This is a genomic window from Paenibacillus kribbensis (genome assembly GCF_002240415.1).
Classification (GTDB): Bacteria; Bacillota; Bacilli; order Paenibacillales; family Paenibacillaceae; genus Paenibacillus; species Paenibacillus kribbensis.
Genome location: NZ_CP020028.1, coordinates 3,417,048 through 3,439,834, shown reverse-complemented (window position 1 = coordinate 3,439,834; position 22,787 = coordinate 3,417,048). Strand labels below are relative to the sequence as shown.

At 46.7% G+C, this 22,787-nt stretch carries 21 protein-coding genes; all 21 read left to right on the top strand.

Annotated features, from left to right (window positions below; all coding sequences use genetic code 11):
• Positions 1-15: 15 nt before the first annotated feature.
• The 21 genes from B4V02_RS15185 (at position 16) to truB (ending at position 22,719) form a co-directional block, all read left to right on the top strand.
• Complete coding sequence (locus B4V02_RS15185) at positions 16-336, top strand: hypothetical protein (protein ID WP_043890953.1); 321 nt, start codon at positions 16-18, stop codon at positions 334-336.
• A gap of 42 nt (positions 337-378) precedes the next feature.
• Positions 379-1,011, top strand: a complete 633-nt coding sequence (locus B4V02_RS15180) for a hypothetical protein (protein WP_094155446.1) — start codon at positions 379-381, stop codon at positions 1,009-1,011.
• Complete coding sequence (locus B4V02_RS15175) at positions 1,008-1,655, top strand: endolytic transglycosylase MltG (protein WP_094155445.1); 648 nt, start codon at positions 1,008-1,010, stop codon at positions 1,653-1,655. The genes B4V02_RS15180 and B4V02_RS15175 overlap by 4 nt, the downstream gene beginning before the upstream one ends.
• Positions 1,656-1,908: 253 nt before the next feature.
• On the top strand, positions 1,909-2,607 hold the full coding sequence (gene rpsB, locus B4V02_RS15170) for a 30S ribosomal protein S2 (RefSeq protein ID WP_007430055.1): 699 nt from the start codon (positions 1,909-1,911) through the stop codon (positions 2,605-2,607).
• A 132-nt stretch (positions 2,608-2,739) separates the two neighbouring features.
• A complete protein-coding gene (gene tsf / locus B4V02_RS15165; RefSeq protein ID WP_007430056.1) occupies positions 2,740-3,390 on the top strand; it encodes a translation elongation factor Ts in 651 nt (216 codons plus the stop codon).
• Positions 3,391-3,510: 120 nt separating this feature from the next.
• Complete coding sequence (gene pyrH / locus B4V02_RS15160; RefSeq protein ID WP_007430057.1) at positions 3,511-4,239, top strand: UMP kinase; 729 nt, start codon at positions 3,511-3,513, stop codon at positions 4,237-4,239.
• Positions 4,239-4,793, top strand: a complete 555-nt coding sequence (frr, locus tag B4V02_RS15155) for a ribosome recycling factor (protein ID WP_007430058.1) — start codon at positions 4,239-4,241, stop codon at positions 4,791-4,793. Before pyrH ends, frr begins: the two co-directional genes overlap by 1 nt.
• An 84-nt stretch (positions 4,794-4,877) precedes the next feature.
• The gene (locus B4V02_RS15150; protein WP_007430059.1) at positions 4,878-5,645 is read left to right on the top strand and encodes an undecaprenyl pyrophosphate synthase; all 768 of its coding nucleotides are present in this window, start codon (positions 4,878-4,880) and stop codon (positions 5,643-5,645) included.
• A gap of 17 nt (positions 5,646-5,662) precedes the next feature.
• Positions 5,663-6,454: a phosphatidate cytidylyltransferase gene (locus B4V02_RS15145; protein ID WP_094155444.1), complete on the top strand. Its 792-nt coding sequence runs from the start codon at positions 5,663-5,665 to the stop codon at positions 6,452-6,454.
• A gap of 152 nt (positions 6,455-6,606) precedes the next feature.
• Complete coding sequence (locus B4V02_RS15140; protein WP_094155443.1) at positions 6,607-7,746, top strand: 1-deoxy-D-xylulose-5-phosphate reductoisomerase; 1,140 nt, start codon at positions 6,607-6,609, stop codon at positions 7,744-7,746.
• 109 nt (positions 7,747-7,855) lie between these two features.
• Entirely contained in the window at positions 7,856-9,127 is a 1,272-nt protein-coding gene (gene rseP / locus B4V02_RS15135) for an RIP metalloprotease RseP (protein ID WP_007430062.1), read from the top strand.
• Between the two features lie 50 nt (positions 9,128-9,177).
• A complete protein-coding gene (proS, locus tag B4V02_RS15130; protein ID WP_007430063.1) occupies positions 9,178-10,626 on the top strand; it encodes a proline--tRNA ligase in 1,449 nt (482 codons plus the stop codon).
• A 253-nt stretch (positions 10,627-10,879) separates the two neighbouring features.
• Positions 10,880-15,196, top strand: coding sequence for a PolC-type DNA polymerase III (locus tag B4V02_RS15125; protein ID WP_094155442.1), 4,317 nt, complete (start codon positions 10,880-10,882; stop codon positions 15,194-15,196).
• Positions 15,197-15,507: 311 nt separating this feature from the next.
• The gene (gene rimP, locus B4V02_RS15120; RefSeq protein ID WP_007430065.1) at positions 15,508-15,969 is read left to right on the top strand and encodes a ribosome maturation factor RimP; all 462 of its coding nucleotides are present in this window, start codon (positions 15,508-15,510) and stop codon (positions 15,967-15,969) included.
• 100 nt (positions 15,970-16,069) lie between these two features.
• The gene (gene nusA / locus B4V02_RS15115) at positions 16,070-17,167 is read left to right on the top strand and encodes a transcription termination factor NusA (protein WP_007430066.1); all 1,098 of its coding nucleotides are present in this window, start codon (positions 16,070-16,072) and stop codon (positions 17,165-17,167) included.
• Positions 17,168-17,190: 23 nt separating this feature from the next.
• Positions 17,191-17,499 (top strand): RNase P modulator RnpM, encoded by a 309-nt coding sequence (rnpM, locus tag B4V02_RS15110; RefSeq protein ID WP_007430067.1) that lies wholly within the window; start codon positions 17,191-17,193, stop codon positions 17,497-17,499.
• Complete coding sequence (locus B4V02_RS15105; RefSeq protein ID WP_094155441.1) at positions 17,492-17,815, top strand: L7Ae/L30e/S12e/Gadd45 family ribosomal protein; 324 nt, start codon at positions 17,492-17,494, stop codon at positions 17,813-17,815. The genes rnpM and B4V02_RS15105 overlap by 8 nt, the downstream gene beginning before the upstream one ends.
• Entirely contained in the window at positions 17,808-20,384 is a 2,577-nt protein-coding gene (gene infB, locus B4V02_RS15100) for a translation initiation factor IF-2 (protein WP_094155440.1), read from the top strand. Before B4V02_RS15105 ends, infB begins: the two co-directional genes overlap by 8 nt.
• Positions 20,385-20,404: 20 nt before the next feature.
• The gene (rbfA, locus tag B4V02_RS15095) at positions 20,405-20,755 is read left to right on the top strand and encodes a 30S ribosome-binding factor RbfA (protein ID WP_007430070.1); all 351 of its coding nucleotides are present in this window, start codon (positions 20,405-20,407) and stop codon (positions 20,753-20,755) included.
• Between the two features lie 51 nt (positions 20,756-20,806).
• A complete protein-coding gene (locus B4V02_RS15090) occupies positions 20,807-21,784 on the top strand; it encodes a DHH family phosphoesterase (protein WP_094155439.1) in 978 nt (325 codons plus the stop codon).
• Positions 21,781-22,719, top strand: a complete 939-nt coding sequence (truB, locus tag B4V02_RS15085) for a tRNA pseudouridine(55) synthase TruB (RefSeq protein WP_094155438.1) — start codon at positions 21,781-21,783, stop codon at positions 22,717-22,719. Before B4V02_RS15090 ends, truB begins: the two co-directional genes overlap by 4 nt.
• Positions 22,720-22,787 lie beyond the last annotated feature (68 nt).

Genomic DNA, 22,787 nt, shown 5'->3' with positions numbered 1-22,787 from the left:
AAAGGGCGTGGTCCAATGAGCTTGAAAGCTGTTGAATTGCAAATTGCCGTACCTCGTACCAGTGAAGCAGGTAGATACCAAAGTGATTTCCAGCAGCGGCCGATGAATGACCAGGCACTGCTAGGACAAAAGAACGCGCTGGAGACGGAGAACTTGCGTCAGCGAAGCAGTGCGGTAGATGAGTCTGCAGAAGCATTTGTCGATGAACGGCAAACAGGAGCTCAGGGCAGGGAATCTTCGCAGCAGGGCCGTTCCCAATCTGGTGAGAACGAGCTGCCCAAAGAGCATCCAGCAGAGCATCCGTATAAGGGACACCATATTGATTTTTCGCTCTGATTACAACAGGTGGAGGAGCATAATTAAAGGAGACGATGGGCAGTGGACCAACCATGGATTTATATTGTTCTGCTGGGCGTTGCAGCTGTTGTCTACGCCTGGCTGCTGCCTAAGCGTCAGCCGGATCGGGGAACAGAAGAGGCCGTCGTCCAAAAGGTCGAGGCCACACTGGAGCAATACATGGCCGATATTGAAAGCGATAATGACGAGCTGATTGAACTCGTATCTGGTATGAAGCAGGAACACGCAGTTAAGCAGGCGGCATTACAGGAGCAGGTGGCTGAGCTGCGAAACCGTATCGTCGAGCTTGAGCGACAGGCTGTGCTTGTTGCGGCCTCTGCACAAGTGGAGACTACATCTGGGGGAATACGCTATACAGGTATTTCTCAACAGGCAGCGGCTGCTTATGACCAGTTTCACAGACCGCAGTCTGCAATGCCCTTACAAGAAGGGCATCCTGTTTCGGACGCTCTCAACGTAGCTGGGGATGAGCAGCCAGCATTGCAAGAGCCTGAAACCAAACAGTTGACAGAATCCATCCGTGATCGTTATCAAGAGCTGTTCACGCTCTATGAGCAGGGGAAGTCGGTGGATTATATAGCCAAGCAATCAGGTATCCAGCGGGGCGAGGTACAGCTCATATTGCAACTGGCAGAACGGGAGGATCTAAATTGATCAAAAATCGTTCATTTATGCTAGGCATGGGTACCGGACTTGTAACAGGCGCATTGCTGCTGCAACTGGCAATGATCGGTCAAGGACAATCCCAGCCATCCTCAATAGACCCGAAAAACATGACCCGTGAGCAATTGGAGAAGGCAGCAGCTGGATTAAATCTTCAGATCAGTGACCCTTCTGATCCGAAGATGACAGAAGAGGAATGGCGGAATAAGGTGATTAAGGAAGGCAGCAAAACACCGACTGCACCTCAAAAGGCAAAACCAGCCCAAACGCCATCAACACCAAAGGCACCCGCGAACAGCACACCTTCGACTGCTTCCAAGCCTGCGGCCAGCACGTCTATACCGAAAAGACCGGATAAACCGCAAGCGAAAGAATCTGGTACTGAGACTACTCCAGCTATCCCTAAGCAGCCTGCTGCTCCGCAAGTGCAATATAGCATTGCATCGGGAAGTAATTTGAGAAGTGTAGCATCCGGCTTGGAGAAGGCGGGCGTTGTTTCAGATGCCAATGCGTTTGAGGCAGCGGCTAATGCTCAAAAAATCAATACTAAAATTCGTACCGGCACCTATCAGTTTGTCAAAGGTGAGGATTTCGGTTCTATCATTACTAAAATTACAAAGAAGCCGTCCAACTGACCAGTACGGGAAGTGGATGGCTTTTATCTTTTCTTAAAAGCTCGACAGACGGAAGCACCCAGTTACTTTGGGCACGGATTCAATGATTGTCGAAAAGTTGGTTGCAACGATACAAGTGTTATGGTATATTAATTGACGGTGTTAAAAACGCACGTCGGTTAATTTCGTGAAGGGTGCTTTCAACAGAAAGTCTTTATGAAAAATGATGTCGGCGGAGGACACACAAAAAACCAAACTTAGGAGGTGTGTGAAGATGGCAGTAATCTCCATGAAACAGCTTTTGGAAGCTGGGGTTCACTTTGGTCACCAAACACGTCGCTGGAACCCGAAAATGGATCGTTATATCTTCACTGAAAGAAACGGTATTTACATCATTGACTTGCAAAAGACAGTGAAAAAGGTTGAGGAAGCTTACAACTTCGTAAAAAGCATTGCAGCTGAGAATGGTACAATCCTGTTCGTAGGCACAAAGAAACAAGCGCAAGATTCCGTTAAGGAAGAAGCAGAACGCGCTGGTCAATTCTACATTAACCAACGTTGGTTGGGTGGAACATTGACTAACTTCCAAACTATTCAAAAACGTATTGATCGTTTGAAACAGTTGGAATCTTGGGAAGAGGACGGCACATTCGCAGTTCTTCCTAAAAAAGAAGTTATCATTCTTCGCAAAGAAAAAGATCGTCTTGAAAAATTCTTGGGCGGTATCAAAAACATGAAGGGCCTTCCAAGCGCTCTGTTCATCATTGATCCACGCAAAGAACGTATCGCGGTTGCTGAAGCTCGTAAATTGGGTATCCCAATCGTTGGTATCGTTGATACTAACTGCGATCCAGACGAAATCGACTATGTTATCCCAGGTAATGACGATGCGATTCGCGCTGTTAAATTGCTGACTGGTAAAATGGCTGATGCAGTTATGGAAGCAAACCAAGGCGAAGAAACTACAGCATAATATTTCCGATAGGAAATACCTATACGAATTAAATGAAAAGGGTGGTTGGCAGGTGGATAACCTCTCACTACCCTTTTTTTAAGGAATAAAGCTCGTATATACCACTGAAAATCAAATTTGGAGGGAAATAATATGGCAGTTAATGCTAGCGCAGTAAAAGAGCTTCGTGAAAAAACAGGCGCAGGAATGCTGGATTGTAAAAAAGCGCTTGAAGAAGCAAATGGTGATTTGACAAAAGCGGTTGAAGTTCTGCGTGAAAAAGGACTTGCAGCTGCAGCCAACAAAGCAGGTCGTATTGCTACTGAAGGCGTTGTTGAATCCTACATTCATGCTGGCGGCCGTATCGGCGTACTGGTAGAAGTAAACTGCGAAACAGACTTCGTAGCGAAAACAGACCAGTTCAAAGATTTTGTACGTGACATTGCAATGCATATCGCTGCATCGAACCCTCGTTATGTTCGTCGCGAAGAAGTGCCACAAGAAGAGATTGAAAAAGAAAAAGAAATCCTGAAAGCACAAGCTTTGAACGAAGGCAAACCAGAAAAAATCGTTGAAAAAATGGTTGAAGGCCGCATCGGTAAATACTACGAAGAATTCTGCTTGCTGGAGCAATCTTTCATCAAAGATCCAGACAAAACAATCTCCACACTGATCAACGAGAAAATCAGTACGATTGGTGAAAACATCTCCGTACGTCGCTTTGTTCGTTTTGAGCTGGGTGAAGGTCTGGAGAAAAAAGAAGACAACTTCTACGAAGAAGTTATGTCTCAAGTGAAACAATAATTACCAACGAGCGGTAATTGAATATGGAAAAGCGGAAATGGAACACATCGGTGTTCCTTTTCTTGCAACAGGACACTTATCCTGTTACATAAAATATAAATGATATTGGAGGGTGATCATTTGGAAAAACCTGTGTTTAAGCGTGTAGTCCTGAAGGTTAGTGGAGAGTCGCTGTCAGGATCGAACGGTTACGGTATTGATGCAGATACGATTGCTTCGATTGCTCAGCAAGTCAAAGACGTTGTGGAACTGGGTGTGGAAGTTGCCATCGTATGTGGAGGCGGCAATATCTGGCGTGGTATCGCTGGAAGCGCCAATGGGATTGACCGGGCGACGGCGGATTACATGGGTATGCTGGCAACGGTGATGAACTCACTGGCTTTGCAGGATGCTTTGGAGCAAATTGAAGTACCTACACGTGTGCAGACATCCATCGCGATGCAACAAATTGCAGAACCTTATATCCGTCGTAGAGCTATCCGCCATCTGGAAAAAGGCCGGGTCGTTATCTTTGCGGCAGGTACAGGGAATCCGTTCTTCTCGACTGACACTACTGCTGCTTTGCGAGCTGCTGAGATTGAAGCCGAAGTGATTCTGATGGCTAAAAATAAAGTGGACGGTGTATATTCAGCCGATCCGTTTAAAGACAGCACTGCTGAGAAATATGAGCAGCTCACGTATTTGGATGTGCTCAATAAAAACCTCGGTGTCATGGATTCTACAGCTTCCTCGCTGTGCATGGATAACAATATTCCGTTAATTGTCTTTGCTATTACAGAGCAAGGTAACATTAAACGTGTCGTGCTGGGTGAGAAAATTGGTACGATCGTCAAAGGGAGTGTAAATTAATGCCACAATCCGTGAAAAAAAGCGCTGAAGAGCGCATGCAAAAAGCAATTCAGGCCTTGCAACGTGATCTTTCATCTTTGCGTGCAGGGCGGGCGACACCAGCTTTACTGGACCGTGTGCAGGTTGAGTATTACGGCGCAATGACTCCGGTCAACCAACTGGCGAACGTAAACACACCTGACAGTCGAACCTTGATGATTCAGCCTTGGGACAAATCCTCCTTGGCCGACATCGAGCGCGCTATCCAAAAATCGGATCTCGGTTTGACACCTTCGAATGATGGAAACACCATCCGTCTGAGCATTCCTGCTTTGACAGAGGAACGCAGAACTGAACTGGTGAAGATGACGAAAAAGAACGGTGAAGAGGCGAAGATTGCTATTCGTAACATCCGCCGTGATGCAAATGATGATATCAAAAAAATGGAGAAAAGTGATATTTCCGAGGACGAATCTCGTAAACATCAGGAAGATATCCAGAAAACAACCGATAAATTTATCGCTGAAGTGGATAGAGTTCTAGCTGCAAAAGAAAAAGAAATTATGGAAGTCTAAAAGAATGGCAGCCCCTCCCTTACGGTGGGGTTTGTCTCTTTTCAAGCCTGAGGCACATTTTCAGAGAATGCTGGAGGAACTGGAATGATCAAACGGGTTCGGTCTTGGTGGAACAGGGAACAAAATCAGCAAACACCGGCCATTTCAAAAGACAATATTCCGCAGCATGTTGCTGTCATCATGGATGGAAACGGCAGATGGGCCAAACGGATTGGAATGCCGCGGATTGTAGGGCATCAAAATGGAATGAAGGCAGTGAAACGCACGGCAATTGCGGCGGACGAACTGGGCATTAAGTATTTGACTATGTTTGCTTTTTCGACTGAAAATTGGACGCGTCCAAAGGACGAGGTTGATTTTCTAATGCGATTGCCACAGGAATTTCTGGCTATTGAGCTGGATGAGCTGATTGAAAAAAATGTGCAGGTACGTATGATGGGAAACAAGGAGCTTTTACCTTCTCATACCGTTGAAGCGTTGACTGAAGCGATTCGGCGAACCGAACATAATACCGGACTTGTTCTTAATTTTGCATTAAATTATGGAAGTCGGCTGGAAATCACAGAATGCATGCAAACGTTGGGTCGTCAAATTGAGAGCGGGAAACTCAAATCAGAAGATATAACACCTGATATGATCGGAAACACGTTGCTTTCCAGTGATATGCCAGACCCTGATTTACTGATTCGGACAAGTGGTGAGCTTAGACTCAGTAATTTCATGCTATGGCAGCTTGCTTACAGTGAGTTATGGTTTACGGATATTTATTGGCCTGAATTTAAGAAAGAACACTTATACGAAGCAGTGGTCGAATATCAGCAAAGATCACGACGGTATGGCGGACTGAAGTAAATGGAGGATGAAAGCCGTTGAGACAGAGATTAATTACCGGTATTCTGGCAGGCGTATTCTTTTTGGCGATGGTCCTGTGGGGCGGCTTGGCCTACCATTTGCTTATTTTGGTGATGGCCCTGATCGGATTTTATGAGTTCGCACGAATGACACAGGTATCTCCTTTTGGGGGTACGGCAATGCTCGGGTACGTAAGCATATTAGCTTTTGTATTCCCTTATCAACCTTTGGGCTTGCATTCACCACTACCCTTTGCCAGCATGCTTTGGCTGATAATGATAGCTTTTATGGTCATTACAGTGGGCACGAAAAACAAAATCCCTATTCAAACGGTAGCTATGCTATTCCTTGGTACCGTTTATATAGGTTTTGGATTTTCGTATATTGCGGAATCACGTCATATGGAACATGGGCTGTTATGGACTTTTTTATTGCTTGCTTGTATTTGGGCAAGTGATGCTGGGGCCTATTTTGTAGGTAAAATGGCAGGAAAAACAAAGCTATGGCCTGCGATTAGTCCAAACAAAACGGTCGAAGGGTCCATCGGTGGGATTATTTTAGCGTTGGTTATAGCTCTGCTATTCGCCGGTTTGTCAGGAGGACTGCTGCCGTGGTCCAAAGCCTTCGGTATTGGCTTGGCCTGTGCGGTTGTGGGGCAACTGGGCGATTTGGTGCAATCTGCATACAAACGAGTGTACGGCATTAAAGATTCCGGTAATCTGCTGCCAGGGCACGGTGGTATTTTAGACCGCTGCGACAGCTGGATTGTCGTTTTTCCATTTGTACATATGCTGATGCTGCTTCCATGAAACTTACCTGGTGATTACAGTTTATGCTCAGGATTAATCTCTATGCTGCTCACACCGCTTCATAAGAAGGATGAAACCAATAGCATAGCTGCCCTGAATAACAAACAATGAGCTCCTGGATAAAAGTGATTTTCAGGATAGGAAGGTGCATCATGAAAAGAATTACGGTACTCGGTTCAACCGGATCTATTGGAACACAAACGCTGGATGTGGTATCTATGCACCCGGATCAGTTTGCTGTTGAGGCTTTAGCAGGTGGTTCTAACATAAAGCTGCTTGCTGAACAGGCGCATCTTTATCAACCTAAAAAAGTGTCTGTCGGCACCAGGCAGCTGGCGGAAGAAATTCGGCCTTTACTGCCACCTGGCATGGAACTGCATTGGGGAAATGAAGGACTCGTTGAGCTGGCTGCAAACACAGAGGCAGATATGGTTGTGACGGCTGTAATGGGCAGTGTCGGATTGCACTCCACGCTGGCCGCGATTGAGGCTGGGAAGCAGATCGGTTTGGCCAATAAGGAAACACTGGTTACTGCCGGTCATCTGGTCACAGAGCGGGCTCGGGCGAAAGGCGTACCGTTGCTGCCGATTGACAGTGAGCACTCAGCTATTTTCCAATGCTTGAACGGTGAGCGCATGAAAGATGTGGCGCATATCACCCTCACGGCATCGGGAGGTTCTTTCAGGGATCTGACAAGAGAACAGCTTCGTGAAGTTACGGTGGAAGATGCACTTAAACATCCCAATTGGTCGATGGGCGCCAAAATTACGATTGATTCAGCAACGATGGTAAACAAAGGGCTGGAGGTCATAGAAGCCCACTGGCTGTTTGGGCTTGATTATGAGCAAATTCACGTATTGCTTCATCCGGAAAGCATCATTCATTCCTATGTGGAGTTTCAGGATACGAGCATCGTTGCCCAACTGGGGAATCCGGACATGAGAGTACCCATTCAATATGCTTTGACTTACCCTGAACGAATGAAGTCCCCGGCGAAACCGCTGTCGCTGGCTGAGGTCGGCAAACTCCATTTTAAGGAAATGGACTTTTATCGTTTTCCTTGTTTAAGGCTTGCCTTCGAATGTGGTAAAATGGGTGGAACAGCACCAACCGCATTTAATGCAGCTAATGAGATTGCTGTTGCCCGTTTTCTGCGCGGAGAGATTCCTTTTCTGCAAATTGAAGCTATTATTGAGCGTGTGCTGGAGCGACATGTCAATGTGGCTAACCCTGATCTGTCTACGATTGAAGCTTGTGATACTGAGACTCGCAGCATAGCTGGCGGGCTATAGGGCTGATTTGGGGTTGGAGAAGCTAAATGTGATTCTCTTGTGCAGGATTGGAGAATAATGATAATCTAGGAAGACAAACTCGATCTCATTGAAAGGGGAACGGAAACGATTGGAAACGATTCAAATAGTGTTGATGACGGTGCTCATGTTTTTCGTCATAGTGACGGTGCATGAATGGGGGCATTATTATTTTGCCAAACGCGCCGGGATTCTGGTACGGGAGTTTGCGATCGGTTTCGGTCCGAAACTGTTTTCTTATAAAAGAAACGAGACGCGATTTACGCTACGTTTGTTGCCTTTCGGTGGTTTCGCCCGCATGGCGGGAGAAGATCCGGAGGTTAATGAAATTGAAGCCGGACAAACGATTGCTGTACGCGTAACGGACGGCGTCGTTAAAACCATTTATCTGGATCAATTGGATAACCGTAAAAATGTGGTCCGTGGCGAAGTTTTGGATATTGATCTGGAAGAGGCGCTGACTGTAAAATTGGATGTGGATGGTGAAGATCAGCAATACACTGTACACCCGCAAGCGATGATGGTAACCAAAGGACAATCCATTCAAATTGCTCCGAAGGATCGGCAGTATGGCAGCAAAACGGTGGGACAGCGCGCGCTGGCTATTTTTGCTGGACCACTGATGAATTTTATTCTTGCCTTTATTCTGTTTGGTCTGCATATCCAGATGGTCGGGATACAAGTGGAGAACCCCACTTATGTTCAAATTAGTGAAATTACAGCGGGGATGCCTGCTGCCGAGGCTGATTTGCATAAGGGAGATATCATTGAATCGGTGAATGGTACTGCAATTGGTGCGAATGTTGAAAATTTGATCAAGCTGATTGCCGATTCTCAAGACAAGCCGATGAAGTGGAAGGTTCGCCGCGATAATCAAACATTTGATCTTACCATCACACCTCGTGCAATGGAGGGGCAAAAGGGCGGCAAAGTAGGTATCGTGCCTGAACTTCCAAAGCGCCAAGCAGGGGTTGGAGAGACCTTTAAATTTGCCGGACAATCCATGGTAAGAACGACCGATATTATTTTCCAGGGATTTAGCCAGCTCATTCAACGCTTTTCTATTAATGATCTGGGCGGTCCTGTACGTACTTTTGAAGTGACGGGACAAATTGCCAAGCAGGGCATTGAGCAGTTAACGTATTGGACGGCTATTATGAGTCTCTATCTGGGGATATTTAATTTGTTGCCTATCCCGGCGCTGGATGGTAGCAGACTTGTGTTCCTCGGTGTAGAGGCGGTAAGAGGACGTCCCATTGATCCGGGCAGAGAAGGAATGGTCCATTTTGTTGGTTTTGCTATGCTATTCCTGCTTATGATCGCAGTCACGTACAACGATATTTTACGCTTAATTAACGGTTAATTAGAGGCGGACTTTATAAAAACGGTCTGTATGGGAGGACATGCATTTCTATGTCGAACGATAAACAGTTTGTCGAGGAAATTACGCCACAGAGCGAAGATTTTTCCCGATGGTACATTGATGTAATTAAAAAAGCAGAGCTGATGGATTATTCCCCGGTTCGCGGGTGTATTGTATTTCGCCCGGACGGTTTTGAAATTTGGGAGCATATCAAGGAAGCGATGGACGTGCGTTTCAGAGAAACGGGTCACCGCAATGCTTATTTTCCAATGTTTATCCCCGAAAGCTTTTTCCAAAAGGAGAAAGAGCACGTGGAAGGATTTAATCCTGAGCTTCCTTGGGTAACCGAGGCTGGCGGGGAAAAGCTGGAAGAGCGCCTTGCAATCCGACCGACTTCAGAAACCATGATTGGACATATGTACTCCAAATGGATTCAGTCCTATCGAGATCTGCCTGTGCTTATTAACCAATGGGCTAACGTGGTGCGTTGGGAAAAACGGACACTACCTTTCTTGCGTACAAGTGAATTTTTGTGGCAGGAAGGTCACACGGCTCATGAAACAGAGGAAGAAGCACGCGAAGAAACGATGAAAATGCTGGAAGTGTACCGTGAGGTTATCGAAGAAGTTCTGGCTATTCCAGTTATTACTGGACAAAAGACACCATCTGAAAAATTTGCAGGTGCGAAGGAAACATTCTCACTGGAAGCGATGATGAAGGATGGGCGTGCGGTACAAGCTGGGACCTCCCACTATATGGGGACCAATTTTGCGGTTGCATTTGATATTAAATATTTGAGCCGTGAAAATAATCTGGAGTTCGCACATACAACTTCATGGGGAACAAGTACACGCTTGATTGGTGCACTGATTATGGTCCATGGAGATGATCGCGGTTTGGCTTTGCCTCCTAAAGTTGCACCTACACAAGTCGTTATGGTTCCAATCGGACCGCCTAAGAAGCGTGATGCTGTGATCGCGCGCGCAGATGAACTGTTCGCTCAGTTGAAGCAATCAGGTGTACGTGTGAAAATGGACGACCGCAGCGATGTGAGTCCAGGCTGGAAATTTAACGAATATGAAATGCGCGGTGTACCAGTACGTTTGGAAATCGGACCTCGTGATATGGAAAACGGTGTCTGTGTACTCGTATCCCGTATTAGCGGCGAGAAAAAAATTGTACAGCAGGACAACTTGGTAGAGGAAGTCCAGGCAATGCTTGCACAGGTACAACAGGAAATGTATGTTCGTGCGAAGAATTTTATGGAAGAAAACTTCTATTCCGTCGATACGCTGGATGAAATGAAGGCGCTCATGGAAGAAAAACGCGGCTTTACTTTGGCAGGCTGGTGTGGATCTGAGGAATGTGAAGACAAGGTCAAAGAAGTGACAGGCGCTACAAGCCGCAACATACCGTTTAAAACAACCGAGCAAAAGACCACATGTCTGTGCTGTGGCAAACCGGCCAAGCATACTGTAGTGTTCGCACGGGCGTACTAATAAAGAAGTAAAGCAAACCCATTATACTCACTTCATTTTCTCTGCCAACAGTATAACTGTACGTGGCAATGCCCCGTAGGATTTATATTGTCGCGTTGGAGGGGTGAGGAGGGCTACGAAAAGCTTTTGCGGTCGGAGATGTTTTTGACGCAGAAGCTTTTCATGTTTTCGGAATGAAAGTTGAAGATGAGGAGACCGCTGTACACTTTAAAGACAGCTAAGATAGAATTATTAGGAAATGGGGGGGAGAGCCATGGGCGGAGCTGAAGAAAAGAGAAGGCGGCTGGAACTGCTGATGAAACAGGTTGTGATGCCTGCGGGAGTGGTTGAACCTTATTTCTTGGACGGTTGGATTGATCAGGTGGAAATTAGCCGTACCAATAAGGACTGGAATATCATTCTTGTCAAGGAGACACTGGTTCCCGCTCAGGTATATCGTACGTTCTGCATTCAGGTACAGGAAAAGATGAATCATATCGCCAAAATAACGTTTCGATTTCATTATGGTGATCAGGTTCAACCTGGTGATATTATCGGTGAATACTGGAAGCTTTTTCTGGAGTGGGTACATCGTGAAATTCCCTCTGTAAACGGTTGGATGAATCGGGCTGTGCATGAGTGGGAAGATGGGCTGTTCATACTGACGATGAGCGATAGCATGTCGCTGGAGCTGGCGCGTAAAAAACAGATTGACCAAGCTATTATCAAATTTTACGACAAATATTTTGGACTCTCCATGCGCGTTAAAATTCAGGTCGGTGAAAGTAATCAGGAGGCTTTGCAACAGTTCCAAGAGAAGAAGATGCAGGAAGAACGCGAAGTTATTCAGAAAATGATGGAAAGTATGGAAGCTGAAATGCCGCCTGTAGAAGAGGAAGAGGGAGATGTCCGGCTTCAATTTGGTTATGAAATCAAAGAACCGCCTGTTCCGATGCAGGATATTCAGGACGAAGAGAAGAAAGTTACTTTGCAGGGGACGATCTTCGGTCTGGATAGTAAAGAGCTGCGCAATGGCAGTACGTTGTTTACGTTCTATTTGACAGACTTTAGTGATTCCTTGCAGATGAAAATGTTTGCTAAAACAAAAGAAGATCTAAAAGTGCTCAGCCTGCTGGCTAACGGAAAATGGGTCAAAGTCCGTGGGCGGGTAGAATACGATCGTTTTATGCAAATTCCCGAGCTGGTTATGATTCCTTCCGATCTGATTGAAGTACAGGCTCCGCCTACACGTAAGGATAACGCAGAGGAAAAGCGGGTTGAATTCCATCTGCATACAAAGATGAGCGCAATGGATGCTGTAGCCTCGATTGATCAATATGTCAAAACAGCCGCTAAGTGGGGGCACAAAGCGATTGCGGTCACCGATCATGGTGGAGTGCAATGCTATCCTGATGCCGCTAAGGCAGCCAAGAAAAACGGAATTAAAATGATCTACGGCATTGAGGCCAATGTGGTTAATGACGCAGTTGAGGTTGTGATGCAGGCGCAGTCGTTAAATTTGAAAACAGCGACCTATGTCGTTTTTGATATTGAAACCACCGGTTTGTCCGTCACGCAAAATAAAATCATTGAGATAGCGGCTGTCAAAATGTATGAAGGCAAGGAAATTGACCGTTATGCGACCTTTGTGAATCCGCATGAGCGTATTCCCTACAATATCCAGCAACTGACCAACATTAACGATGAAATGGTCAAGGATGCACCGGATGTGGAACCGGTTATGAAAGAGTTCGTCGATTTTGTTGGCGATGCCGTGCTGGTTGCCCATAATGCGCGATTTGATGTTGGCTTCATCCAGGCAATGCTTCGAAAGATGGGGTTGCCTGAAATGACCAATCCGGTGCTGGATACGCTGGAACTGGCCCGCTTGCTGTTTCCGACGCTGAAAAATCACCGATTAAATACGCTGACGGCTAAGTATAAGGTTGCGCTCGAAAGCCATCACCGGGCTATTGATGATACCGTTGCGTTGGCAGAAGTGTTGAACGGATTGCTCAATGATGCGGAACAAATTAAGGGTTTGCAAATGCTCGATCGCTTGAATGACTATGTTGGGAAGGATTTATCAACCGCTCGTCCCTTCCACTGCTGCATTTATGCCCTGAATCCGATAGGTAAAAAAAATCTGTACAAGCTGGTTTCAATGTCTCATACCGAATATTTCAAGCGTGTGCCTTGTATTCCTAAATCTAAATTGTCGGAAATGAGAGAGGGATTGCTTATTATTTCCGGCTGCGAAAAGGGAGAGTTTTTCGAGGCTGTGTTGAATAAATCCGAGGAAGAAGCCGAGGAAGTTGCACAGTTTTATGATGTGTTGGAGATTCAACCTTTAACAATGTATATGCATCTGGTGGAAAAGCAGCTGGTAAGCGGACCTGACGCTCTCAAAACGGCCATACGCAAAGTATGCGAAATAGGAAAGCGGCTTGATAAGCCGGTTATTGCTACAGGCAATGTTCACTATTTGGAGACTCGCGATAAGCTGTATCGTGATATCACCATACACGGCATTACCGGGTTTAGCCCGTTAAAAGATATCCGTAAGCCGGATGCTCATTTGCGGACAACGGATGAAATGCTGGCAGAGTTTGAGTTTTTGGGTGAGGAAAAAGCTTATGAGGTTGTTGTGACCAACACAAGCGAGCTGGCGGAGCGGTTTGAGGAACTGGAATTGTTCCCTGACAAGCTGTTTACGCCATTGCTGGACGGAGCAGATGAGGAGATCCGTAATACATGCTATGAGACGGCTCAATCCATCTATGGCGAATCCTTGCCCGAGGTCGTTGTAGCTCGTCTTGAAAAAGAATTGGAGCCTATTATCAAATACGGGTTCTCCGCTAACTATCTCATTTCCGAGCGTCTGGTTAAAAAGTCTAATCAGGATGGATACCTGGTAGGTTCACGGGGCTCTGTCGGTTCTTCTGTGGTAGCTACTTTCCTCGGTATTTCCGAGGTTAATCCATTGCCTGCTCATTATATTTGCGTTAATCCTGAATGCAGACACAGTGAATGGTTTTTGGATGGAAGTGTGCCGAGCGGGTTTGACTTGCCAGACAAGAACTGTCCGAATTGCGGTGGCAAGCTTAAGGGTGAGGGACAGGATATACCATTTGAAACGTTCCTCGGCTTTAAAGGAGATAAAGTTCCCGATATTGACTTGAACTTCTCCGGAGAATATCAGCCTGTCGCGCATAACTATACGAAAGTGCTGTTTGGTGAAAAAAGTGTTTTCCGTGCAGGAACCATCGGTACGGTTGCTGAGAAAACGGCGTTTGGATTTGCCAAAAAATATGAAGAGGCACATCATAAAAAATGGCGCGGAGCCGAGCTGAACAGGCTGGCTTCCGGTTGTACAGGTGTAAAACGCAGTACCGGACAGCATCCGGGCGGGATTGTGGTTGTTCCCGATTATATTGAGGTCGAGGACATTACGCCGGTGCAGTACCCGGCTGATGATACGAGCTCGGAATGGAAAACGACGCATTTTGATTATCACGCTTTTGATGCGAACTTGCTCAAGCTCGATATTCTGGGCCATGATGATCCGACCATGATGAGGATGCTTCAGGATTTGACCGGGGTTGACCCGACGACGATCCCCATGAATGATCCCAAAGTGATGAGCATGTTCAACTCCACGGAGGCACTCGGTGTAACACCACAGCAAATCCGCACACCTGTCGCAACCTATGGTGTACCAGAGATGGGGACGAAGTTTGTACGCCAAATGCTGGTAGAGTCGCAGCCGAGCTCTTTTGCCGATTTACTGCAAATCTCCGGTTTGTCTCACGGTACGGGCGTATGGCTGGGGAACGCGCAGGAGTTAATCAAAAATAATACCTGCAACATCAAGACTGTAATTGGTTGCCGGGATGATATCATGCTGTTTTTGATTTACAAGGCGGGGATGGACGCAGGTCTGGCCTTTAAAATTACGGAGAGCGTGCGTAAAGGTAAGGGTCTTAGTGCCGAATGGATTGAGGAAATGAAAAAATGCAAGGTGCCGCAGTGGTACATTGATTCCTGTCTGAAAATCCAGTACATGTTTCCGAAGGCGCATGCCGCAGCCTATGTTATTTCAGCGGTGCGTACAGCGTATTTCAAGCTGTATCATCCGATAGAATATTATGCGACTTACTTCTCCGTACGTGCAGCCGATTTTGATATTGAACTGTGTTGTCAGGGATATGATGCAATTGGAAAGAAAATTGTCGAGATCGAGCAGCTTGGCTTCCAGGCCTCGCAAAAGGAAAAAGGGATGCTGCCAATCCTGGAAATGGCTTTGGAAATGACAGCTCGCGGCTTCAGTTTCAAATCGATTGATTTGTACCGTTCCGAAGCTACACGCTTCAAAGTGGATGGAGATTCGCTCATTCCGCCGTTTGGAGCCCTTCAGGGGATTGGTGAAAACGCGGCGCGTAACATCGCGGCTGCCCGTGAACAGGGTGAATTTTTGTCTGTCGAGGATTTTCAGCAAAAGTCGAAGGCCAGTAAAACCATTGTCGAAATGCTGTCCCAGATGGGGTGCTTTCGAGGTCTGCCAGAGAGTAATCAGCTGTCTCTGTTTTAATCCGAACCACAGTAGTCAAGCTCTGGCACTTGTCACATAACTACGGTTATGATATAATTTTTTTGGTAATCATGGAGATAAAACCGTTGCTAAAAGAGTGGGGAAACCCACTCTTTACTGTTTGATATACAGTTACAACGTGAAAACGTTATTTTTGGGCCAAAACCGGTAAGCCGGTTTATTTGCAGTGAGCCCGAAATGAACATTACATCAAATAAAAATGGAAAATGCCGGTGATGAAGAAGCATTGTCCATCGTAATGGGGCGTCTTTTTTCACCACAGGAAAGTTTACTTTTGGAGGTTATAATCTTTGAGCACACCAAAGATCAAGTCAGCAGTAGAAGAAATGGCCCAACCTTATTTTGATGAGCATGGCTTTGAACTGGTCGATGTCGAGTATGTCAAAGAGGGCAGCAACTGGTTTCTTCGCGTTTTTGTGGACAAAGACGGAGGAATTGATCTGGACGACTGTAGTATGATCAGTGAATATCTGAGCCAAAAGCTGGATGAGAATGATCCGGTTTCTACAGCATATTTTCTGGAAGTATCCTCACCAGGTGCCGAGAGACCGCTGAAAAAAGCGGAGGACGTAACTAAAGCGGTAGGCAAAAATGTATTTGTTACTACATACGAGCCGATCAACGGCCTGAAGGAATTTGAAGGTCGTCTGCTTTCTTTTGAAGATGGGGAGCTCACCGTTCAAAGCGGACAAAAGAAGCATGCCATACCTTATGAAAAGGTAGCTGGTGCAAGGCTCGCGATCATATTTTAATTTGGATTTGACTGTTGCTGTTTGACATGACTTCATGTTTTATACCTCGTGTGCTGACCAGGACACAGGTGCCATCATTTGAAAGGGGGAGCAGTAATCCATGAGTATGGATTTTATTGAAGCAATGAACGAGTTGGAAAGAGAAAAGGGGATCAGCAAGGATGTGCTGTTTGAGGCCATTGAAGCAGCCTTGATTTCCAGCTACAAACGGAATTTCAATACCGCACAGAACGTCCGTGTTGATATGAACCGCAACTCGGGAGTCATTAAGGTATATGCGCGCAAGCTGATTGTTGAGGAGGTATTGGACCCTCGCACCGAGATTTCGTTGCCAGCAGCTCGTGAAATTAATCCGCATTTTCAGTTGGAGGATATCGCTGAAATTGAAGTTACACCACGTGATTTTGGACGGATTGCTGCACAAACAGCGAAGCAGGTTGTGACCCAGCGTATCCGCGAAGCGGAACGGGGCTTGATCTACAACAAGTTTGTGGACAAGGAAGAAGATATTGTAACAGGAACTGTACAGCGCCAAGACCCACGCAATATTTATATTGATTTGGGCAAGGTAGAAGCGGTTCTGCCGTTGAGCGAGCTGATGCCAAATGAGAAATTCAACCATCTGGATCGGATTAAGGCCTATATTACCAAGGTGGAGAACACAACTAAAGGGCCGCAAATTATGCTGTCCCGCTCACATCCCGGTCTGCTTAAGCGTTTGTTTGAACTCGAAGTGCCTGAAATTTTTGACGGTGTGGTAGAGATTCGTTCTGTAGCGCGTGAAGCAGGCTTCCGTTCTAAAATCGCGGTTCATTCCCGCAATGAAGAGGTTGATCCGGTAGGCTCCTGTGTAGGACCTAGAGGAACACGGGTACAAACCATTGTGAATGAGCTGCGTGGCGAAAAAATTGACATCGTGCGCTATTCCGATAACGTTGACGAATACGTTGCTAATGCGTTAAGCCCTTCTAAAGTACTTGAGGTACAGGTATTTGAAGAAGAAAAGATGGCGCGCGTCATTGTGCCGGATTATCAGCTTTCTCTGGCTATTGGCATTAAAGGGCAGAATGCTCGTCTTGCTGCTAAGCTTACTGGCTGGAAAATTGATATTAAGAGTGAAACACAGGCGGAGGAAGAGCTTGGCAGACCAAGAACATCCACCGATGAAATGCATCAGGATTCCGTTTCTGTAGACTAAGCGGAGTGTAGGGGGGTTAATGCATGAAACAGAGAAAGATACCTTTGCGCAAATGTGTGGCCTGTCATGAAATGATGCCAAAGAAGCAGTTGATCCGTGTCGTTAAAACCCCTGAAGACGAAGTGCTGATTGACTTGACTGGTAAAAAGTCAGGACGCGGTGCTTACTTGTGCGGCAAAGCCGCCTGCTTCAAGCTGGCTCAAAAAAGCAAAGCACTGGATCGAGCATTGAAGCACTCGGTTCATCCTGACATCTATGAGCAGCTAAGTCGTGATTTTGCTGCCGTCGAGGAAGAATTCCTGGCGGCACAAGGCAGCGTGCAGGATGAATAAGGCGCTGTCTGGATTGGGTCTTGCCATGAGAGCTGGCAAGCTGCTAACAGGTGATGAGACCGTTTATAAAGCGATCAGGTCTTCAGAAGCCAAGCTGGTCATTCTTGCAAAAGATGCTTCAATGAATACTCAAAAGAAATTCCGCGACAAATGCGGGACGTACAAAATCCCCTTATTGATAGGATTTGACCGGGAAAGCTTGGGAAGCAGTATCGGCAAACCTGAACGGGTTGTGCTGGCTGTGACGGATCAAGGATTCGCGAAATTGATCATGAAACATGCGGGGATAATGTCGGAGGTGGAGTATATTGAGTAAACAAGAAAGCAAAGACAAAGTGCGGGTATACGAATACGCCAAATCGTTGAACATGAGCAGCAAAGAAATTATCACCATTCTTAAACGGCTGGATATTCCCGTAAACAACCATATGAGCGTCATGGAACATGATGCCGTAGGCAAAGTGGAAAATTTTTTTAAGAATATCAAATCCAATGCTGCGGCCAAGCAAGGTGGAGCAGACACGGCGCAAGTGAGCTCGAATCAGGCTGGCTCAAGCCAGAACGGTTCAAGTCGGACTGGTTCAAGTCAGACCGGTTCAAATCAGAACAGTAATCATTCAACTGAGCAAACCAAAAATCAACAGGAAAAGCAGGTAAGTATGAATAGGACAAATAACAACCAAAACAGTAGTCGAAGCAGCGCTCCAAAAGCGCAAGGTAGTCAGCAGGGCGGTCAAAACCGCAGTCAGCAAAGTGCGAATAAACCAAGTGGCCAGCAGGGCAGCCAGAACCGCAGTAATGGTCAACAACAAGGGGGACAACAGCGTTCCGCTAGCAACACAGGTACGCGTTCTCAAGGGAGTAGCCAAGGTGGAACGGCAGTAAGAACATCTTCATCTACGGGAAGCGGCAATGCCAACCGTAATGGTGGTGGCAATCGTACAGGCAGTAACTTCAGTAACGGAAATAACCGTTCCGGTCAAGGTCGTTTCGACGATAACCGTCAAGGCGGAGGACGTGGTGGTAACGGCGGTGGCCGTGGTGGCAATAATCGCGGTGGTAACAATCGTGGCGGGAAATTTAACAACCGTGGTAAAGGCCAACCGCAGGAGCGCCGTGAGAAAATCGACAATACGCCTAAGAAAATTATTGTACGTGGCGAGATGACCGTAGGCGAAACAGCGAAGCTGCTTCACAAGGATGCGTCAGAAGTTATCAAAAAGCTGATTATGCTCGGAACAATGGCGACAATCAATCAGGAACTGGATATGGATACCATTCTTTTACTGGCTGGTGATTTTGGCGTTGAAGTCGAAGTGAAGATTCCGGTCGAAGAAGATCGTTTTGAAACGGTGGAAGAAAATGATGATCCAGCGGATTTGAAAACACGTCCACCAGTTGTAACAATCATGGGTCACGTCGATCATGGTAAAACCACTTTGCTGGATGCTATTCGCTCCACGAATGTAACAGGTGGCGAAGCCGGTGGTATTACACAGCATATCGGTGCATACCAGGTTGAAATTAACGGTAAAAAAATCACTTTCTTGGATACACCGGGTCACGAGGCCTTTACTGCAATGCGTGCTCGTGGTGCTCAAGTTACAGATATGACGATTATCGTGGTTGCAGCTGACGACGGTGTTATGCCACAGACGGTCGAAGCCATCAACCATGCGAAAGCGGCAGGTTTGCCTATTATCGTGGCTGTGAACAAGATTGACAAACCGGATGCGAACCCGGATAAAGTGAAGCAGGAACTGACTGAATATGAGTTGGTACCTGAAGAGTGGGGCGGAGATACCATTTTCGTCAACGTCTCAGCGAAACAAAGAATGGGTCTGGAAGATCTGCTCGAAATGATTCTGCTGGTAGCTGAAGTGAACGAATACAAAGCGAACCCGGACAAACGGGCACGCGGTACTATCATTGAGGCTGAGTTGGATAAGGGCCGCGGTTCTGTAGCTCGTGTGCTTGTGCAGAACGGTACTCTGAAAGTCGGGGATGCCTTCGTAGCGGGGAACTGCTTCGGACGTGTACGTGCCATGGTCAACGATAAAGGTCGTCGTCTCAAGGAAGCTGGGCCTTCCACACCAGTTGAAATTACTGGTTTGACAGAAGTTCCACTCGCTGGCGATCCGTTCATGGTGTTTGAGGATGAGCGCAAAGCCCGTGCTATCGCGGATAAACGTGCGATCACGCAGCGTCAGTCCGATCTGGGCAGCAACACCCGCGTAACGCTGGATGATCTGTTCCAACATATCAAGGATGGTGAGATGAAGGATCTGAACGTCATTATCAAAGGTGATGTACAAGGTTCTGTCGAAGCGCTGAAAGGCTCCTTGAACAAGATTGAAGTTGAAGGTGTACGCGTCAAAATTCTTCACAGTGGTGCAGGTGCAATCACCGAATCCGATATTATTTTGGCTGCGGCTTCCAATGCCATTGTCATTGGTTTTAACGTTCGTCCTGATAATCAGGCGAAATCTACAGCGGAAGCTGAAAAAGTGGACATTCGTCTGCATCGCGTCATTTACAATGTCATTGAAGAAATCGAGCAGGCTATGAAAGGCATGCTGGACCCTGAATATAAGGAAAATGTGATCGGACACGCTGAAGTTCGTAACGTATTCAAAGTTACTAAAGTCGGTACGATCGCTGGTTGTATGGTGACGTCCGGTAAAATTACCCGTTCAGCAGAAGCACGCCTGATTCGTGACGGCATCGTCATTTTTGAAGGTAAAATCGACTCACTGAAACGCTTTAAGGACGACGCAAAAGAAGTTGCCCAAGGTTATGAATGTGGTATCACCCTTGATGGCTATAATGATGTTAAGGAATCCGACATTATTGAAGCGTTCGTCATGGAAACAGTGGAGCGCTAACGGCAGAGAGGTGAGCATCCATGGCTAAAATACGTACAGGTCGAGTTGGCGAGCAGATTAAGAAGGAGCTAAGCCTACTCATACAAACCGAATTAAAGGACCCTCGTATCGGTTTTATTACGGTGACGGGTGTCGATGTCACAAACGATTTGTCCCAAGCGAAAGTATACTTGAGCGTACTTGGGGATGACGAACAAAAGACTTCTTCCCTGAAGGCGTTGGACAAAGCGAACGGTTATCTTCGTTCTGAGCTTGGCAAACGGATACGGCTCCGCCATATTCCTGAGCTGATTTTCAAAATTGACGAATCTATTGCTTACGGCAGCCGAATTGAAAAGCTGTTGAGTGATATCGACAAGGACGAAAAATAGGAAATCCTCTTGATCCGAAGAAACCATGAACTGAATGTAAAGGAGACGGCAATGCATACCTATGAACAGGCGCTTCAACTAGCGAAGGAATTTATTCTGGAGCATGATGATTACCTGATCGTATCGCATGTACAGCCGGACGGAGACGCAGTCAGCTCCACCGTAACGGTGGGCTGGCTTCTCTCATGTCTGGGGAAGAAATTTACCATGCTGAACGAGGGAGCTATTCCCAAACGCATGGATTTTTTATGGCATGCCGATGAGATTATGGATATGAGCCAGCAACCGCCAGAACGGAAATACAGCCGGATTATTTGCGTGGATTGTGCAGACTACCGTCGTGTTGGTCTGACAGAACAGTTTTTTGCGGAAGATGCCGTTATCCTGAATATTGATCATCATCCAACGAATGATGCGTATGGTACGGTGAATGTAATTAAGCCGGATGCAGCGGCAACAGCGGAAATCCTTTTTGATTTACTGGAAATATTTGCAGTGAAGTGGGACGTTGAAGTAGCGACTTCTGTGTATACAGGACTGCTTACGGATACAGGAGGCTTCCGGTATTCCAACACTTCGCCAAAGGTGATGTCTATTGTGTCTCAGTTGCTCACTTACGGTGTAGACGGTCCATCTTTGTCTGAAAATTTGCTGGAAGAAATGACATTTCCGCAGATGAAGGTGCTGACCAAGGCATTACAGACGCTCACGATGTCGGAGGATGGTAAAGTCGCCTGGGTGGTTGTTACACCTGACGATATGGAGGAGTGCGGAGCTGTTAACGAGGACTTGGAAGGGATTGTTAACTATCCAAGAAATATTCGTGGCGTTGAAGTCGGCATTTTCTTTAAAGTCATCAATGAACAAGCGGTTAAAGCCAGCATGAGATCAGCAGGCCGTGTTAACGTAGCTGCGTTAGCCCAGTCGTTTGGGGGCGGAGGACATGTTCGTGCTGCGGGCTGCCGGCTGGAAGGTAAACTGGAGGATATTATTGAGACGGTTGTAGGGCGGGTGAAGGACGAGCTATGAACCCAATGAAGAAGGAACAGGCAAGTTGGGAAGGTATTTTGCCCGTCCTTAAACCCGCTGGATTTACCTCTCATGATGTGGTGGCAAAGGCTCGCCGTCTACTGGGGATGAAACGGATTGGACACACCGGAACGCTTGATCCGCAGGTAACCGGTGTGCTGCCCTTGTGTCTGGGGCGGGCTACCCGAGTCGTTGAATACATGCAGGAGCGGCCCAAGGAGTATCAGGCCACGTTGAGATTAGGCATAGCGACCGATACCGAAGATCTTACAGGGACAGTTACTGAAGAAAGTGAACGCCCAGTAGAGGTGACGGAAGTAGAAGCCAAAGCGACGCTGGAGCGATTTGTTGGTACGATCTCTCAGGTGCCGCCGATGTATTCTGCGCTCAAAGTGAATGGCAAACGTCTATATGAACTGGCCAGGGAAGGAAAAACCGTGGAGCGCAAAAGCCGCGAAGTAGACATTTACGAGCTGGAGATGACAGGATTCGAGCAGACAGGATCGTATGTGGATATTTCCTTCCGTGCCCTATGCTCCAAAGGGACGTATATCCGTACACTATGTGTTGATATTGGCCGTGCGTTGGGATATCCTTCAACGATGGTCAAGCTGGAGCGAACCATGTCTGCGGGAATATCCGCGGAACGTTGCCTGACGTTCGATGAGATAGAGCGCTGCGTAGCGGATGGCAGTCTGGGTGAGCGGCTCATTGCAACCGATCAGGCGATTGACTATATGCCTGAGCATACGGTGGCCGAAGCAAAGGCAGCTGCAGCTTTGCAAGGTCAACGTTTGTCGCTGAATATGATTTCACCACCTGTGACCGATAGCCAGCCCTTTCGTTTGTATAAAGAGGATCAAACGTTTTTAGGCATATATGGACGAGATGAATCAGGTGCGATCGCTCCAATTAAAGTTTTTTTAAAATTATAGAATTTATAAATTTTCAGCGGAGCTGAACAATTCTATAATCGCAAGAAAAACTTCCACTAGGCGCGGTC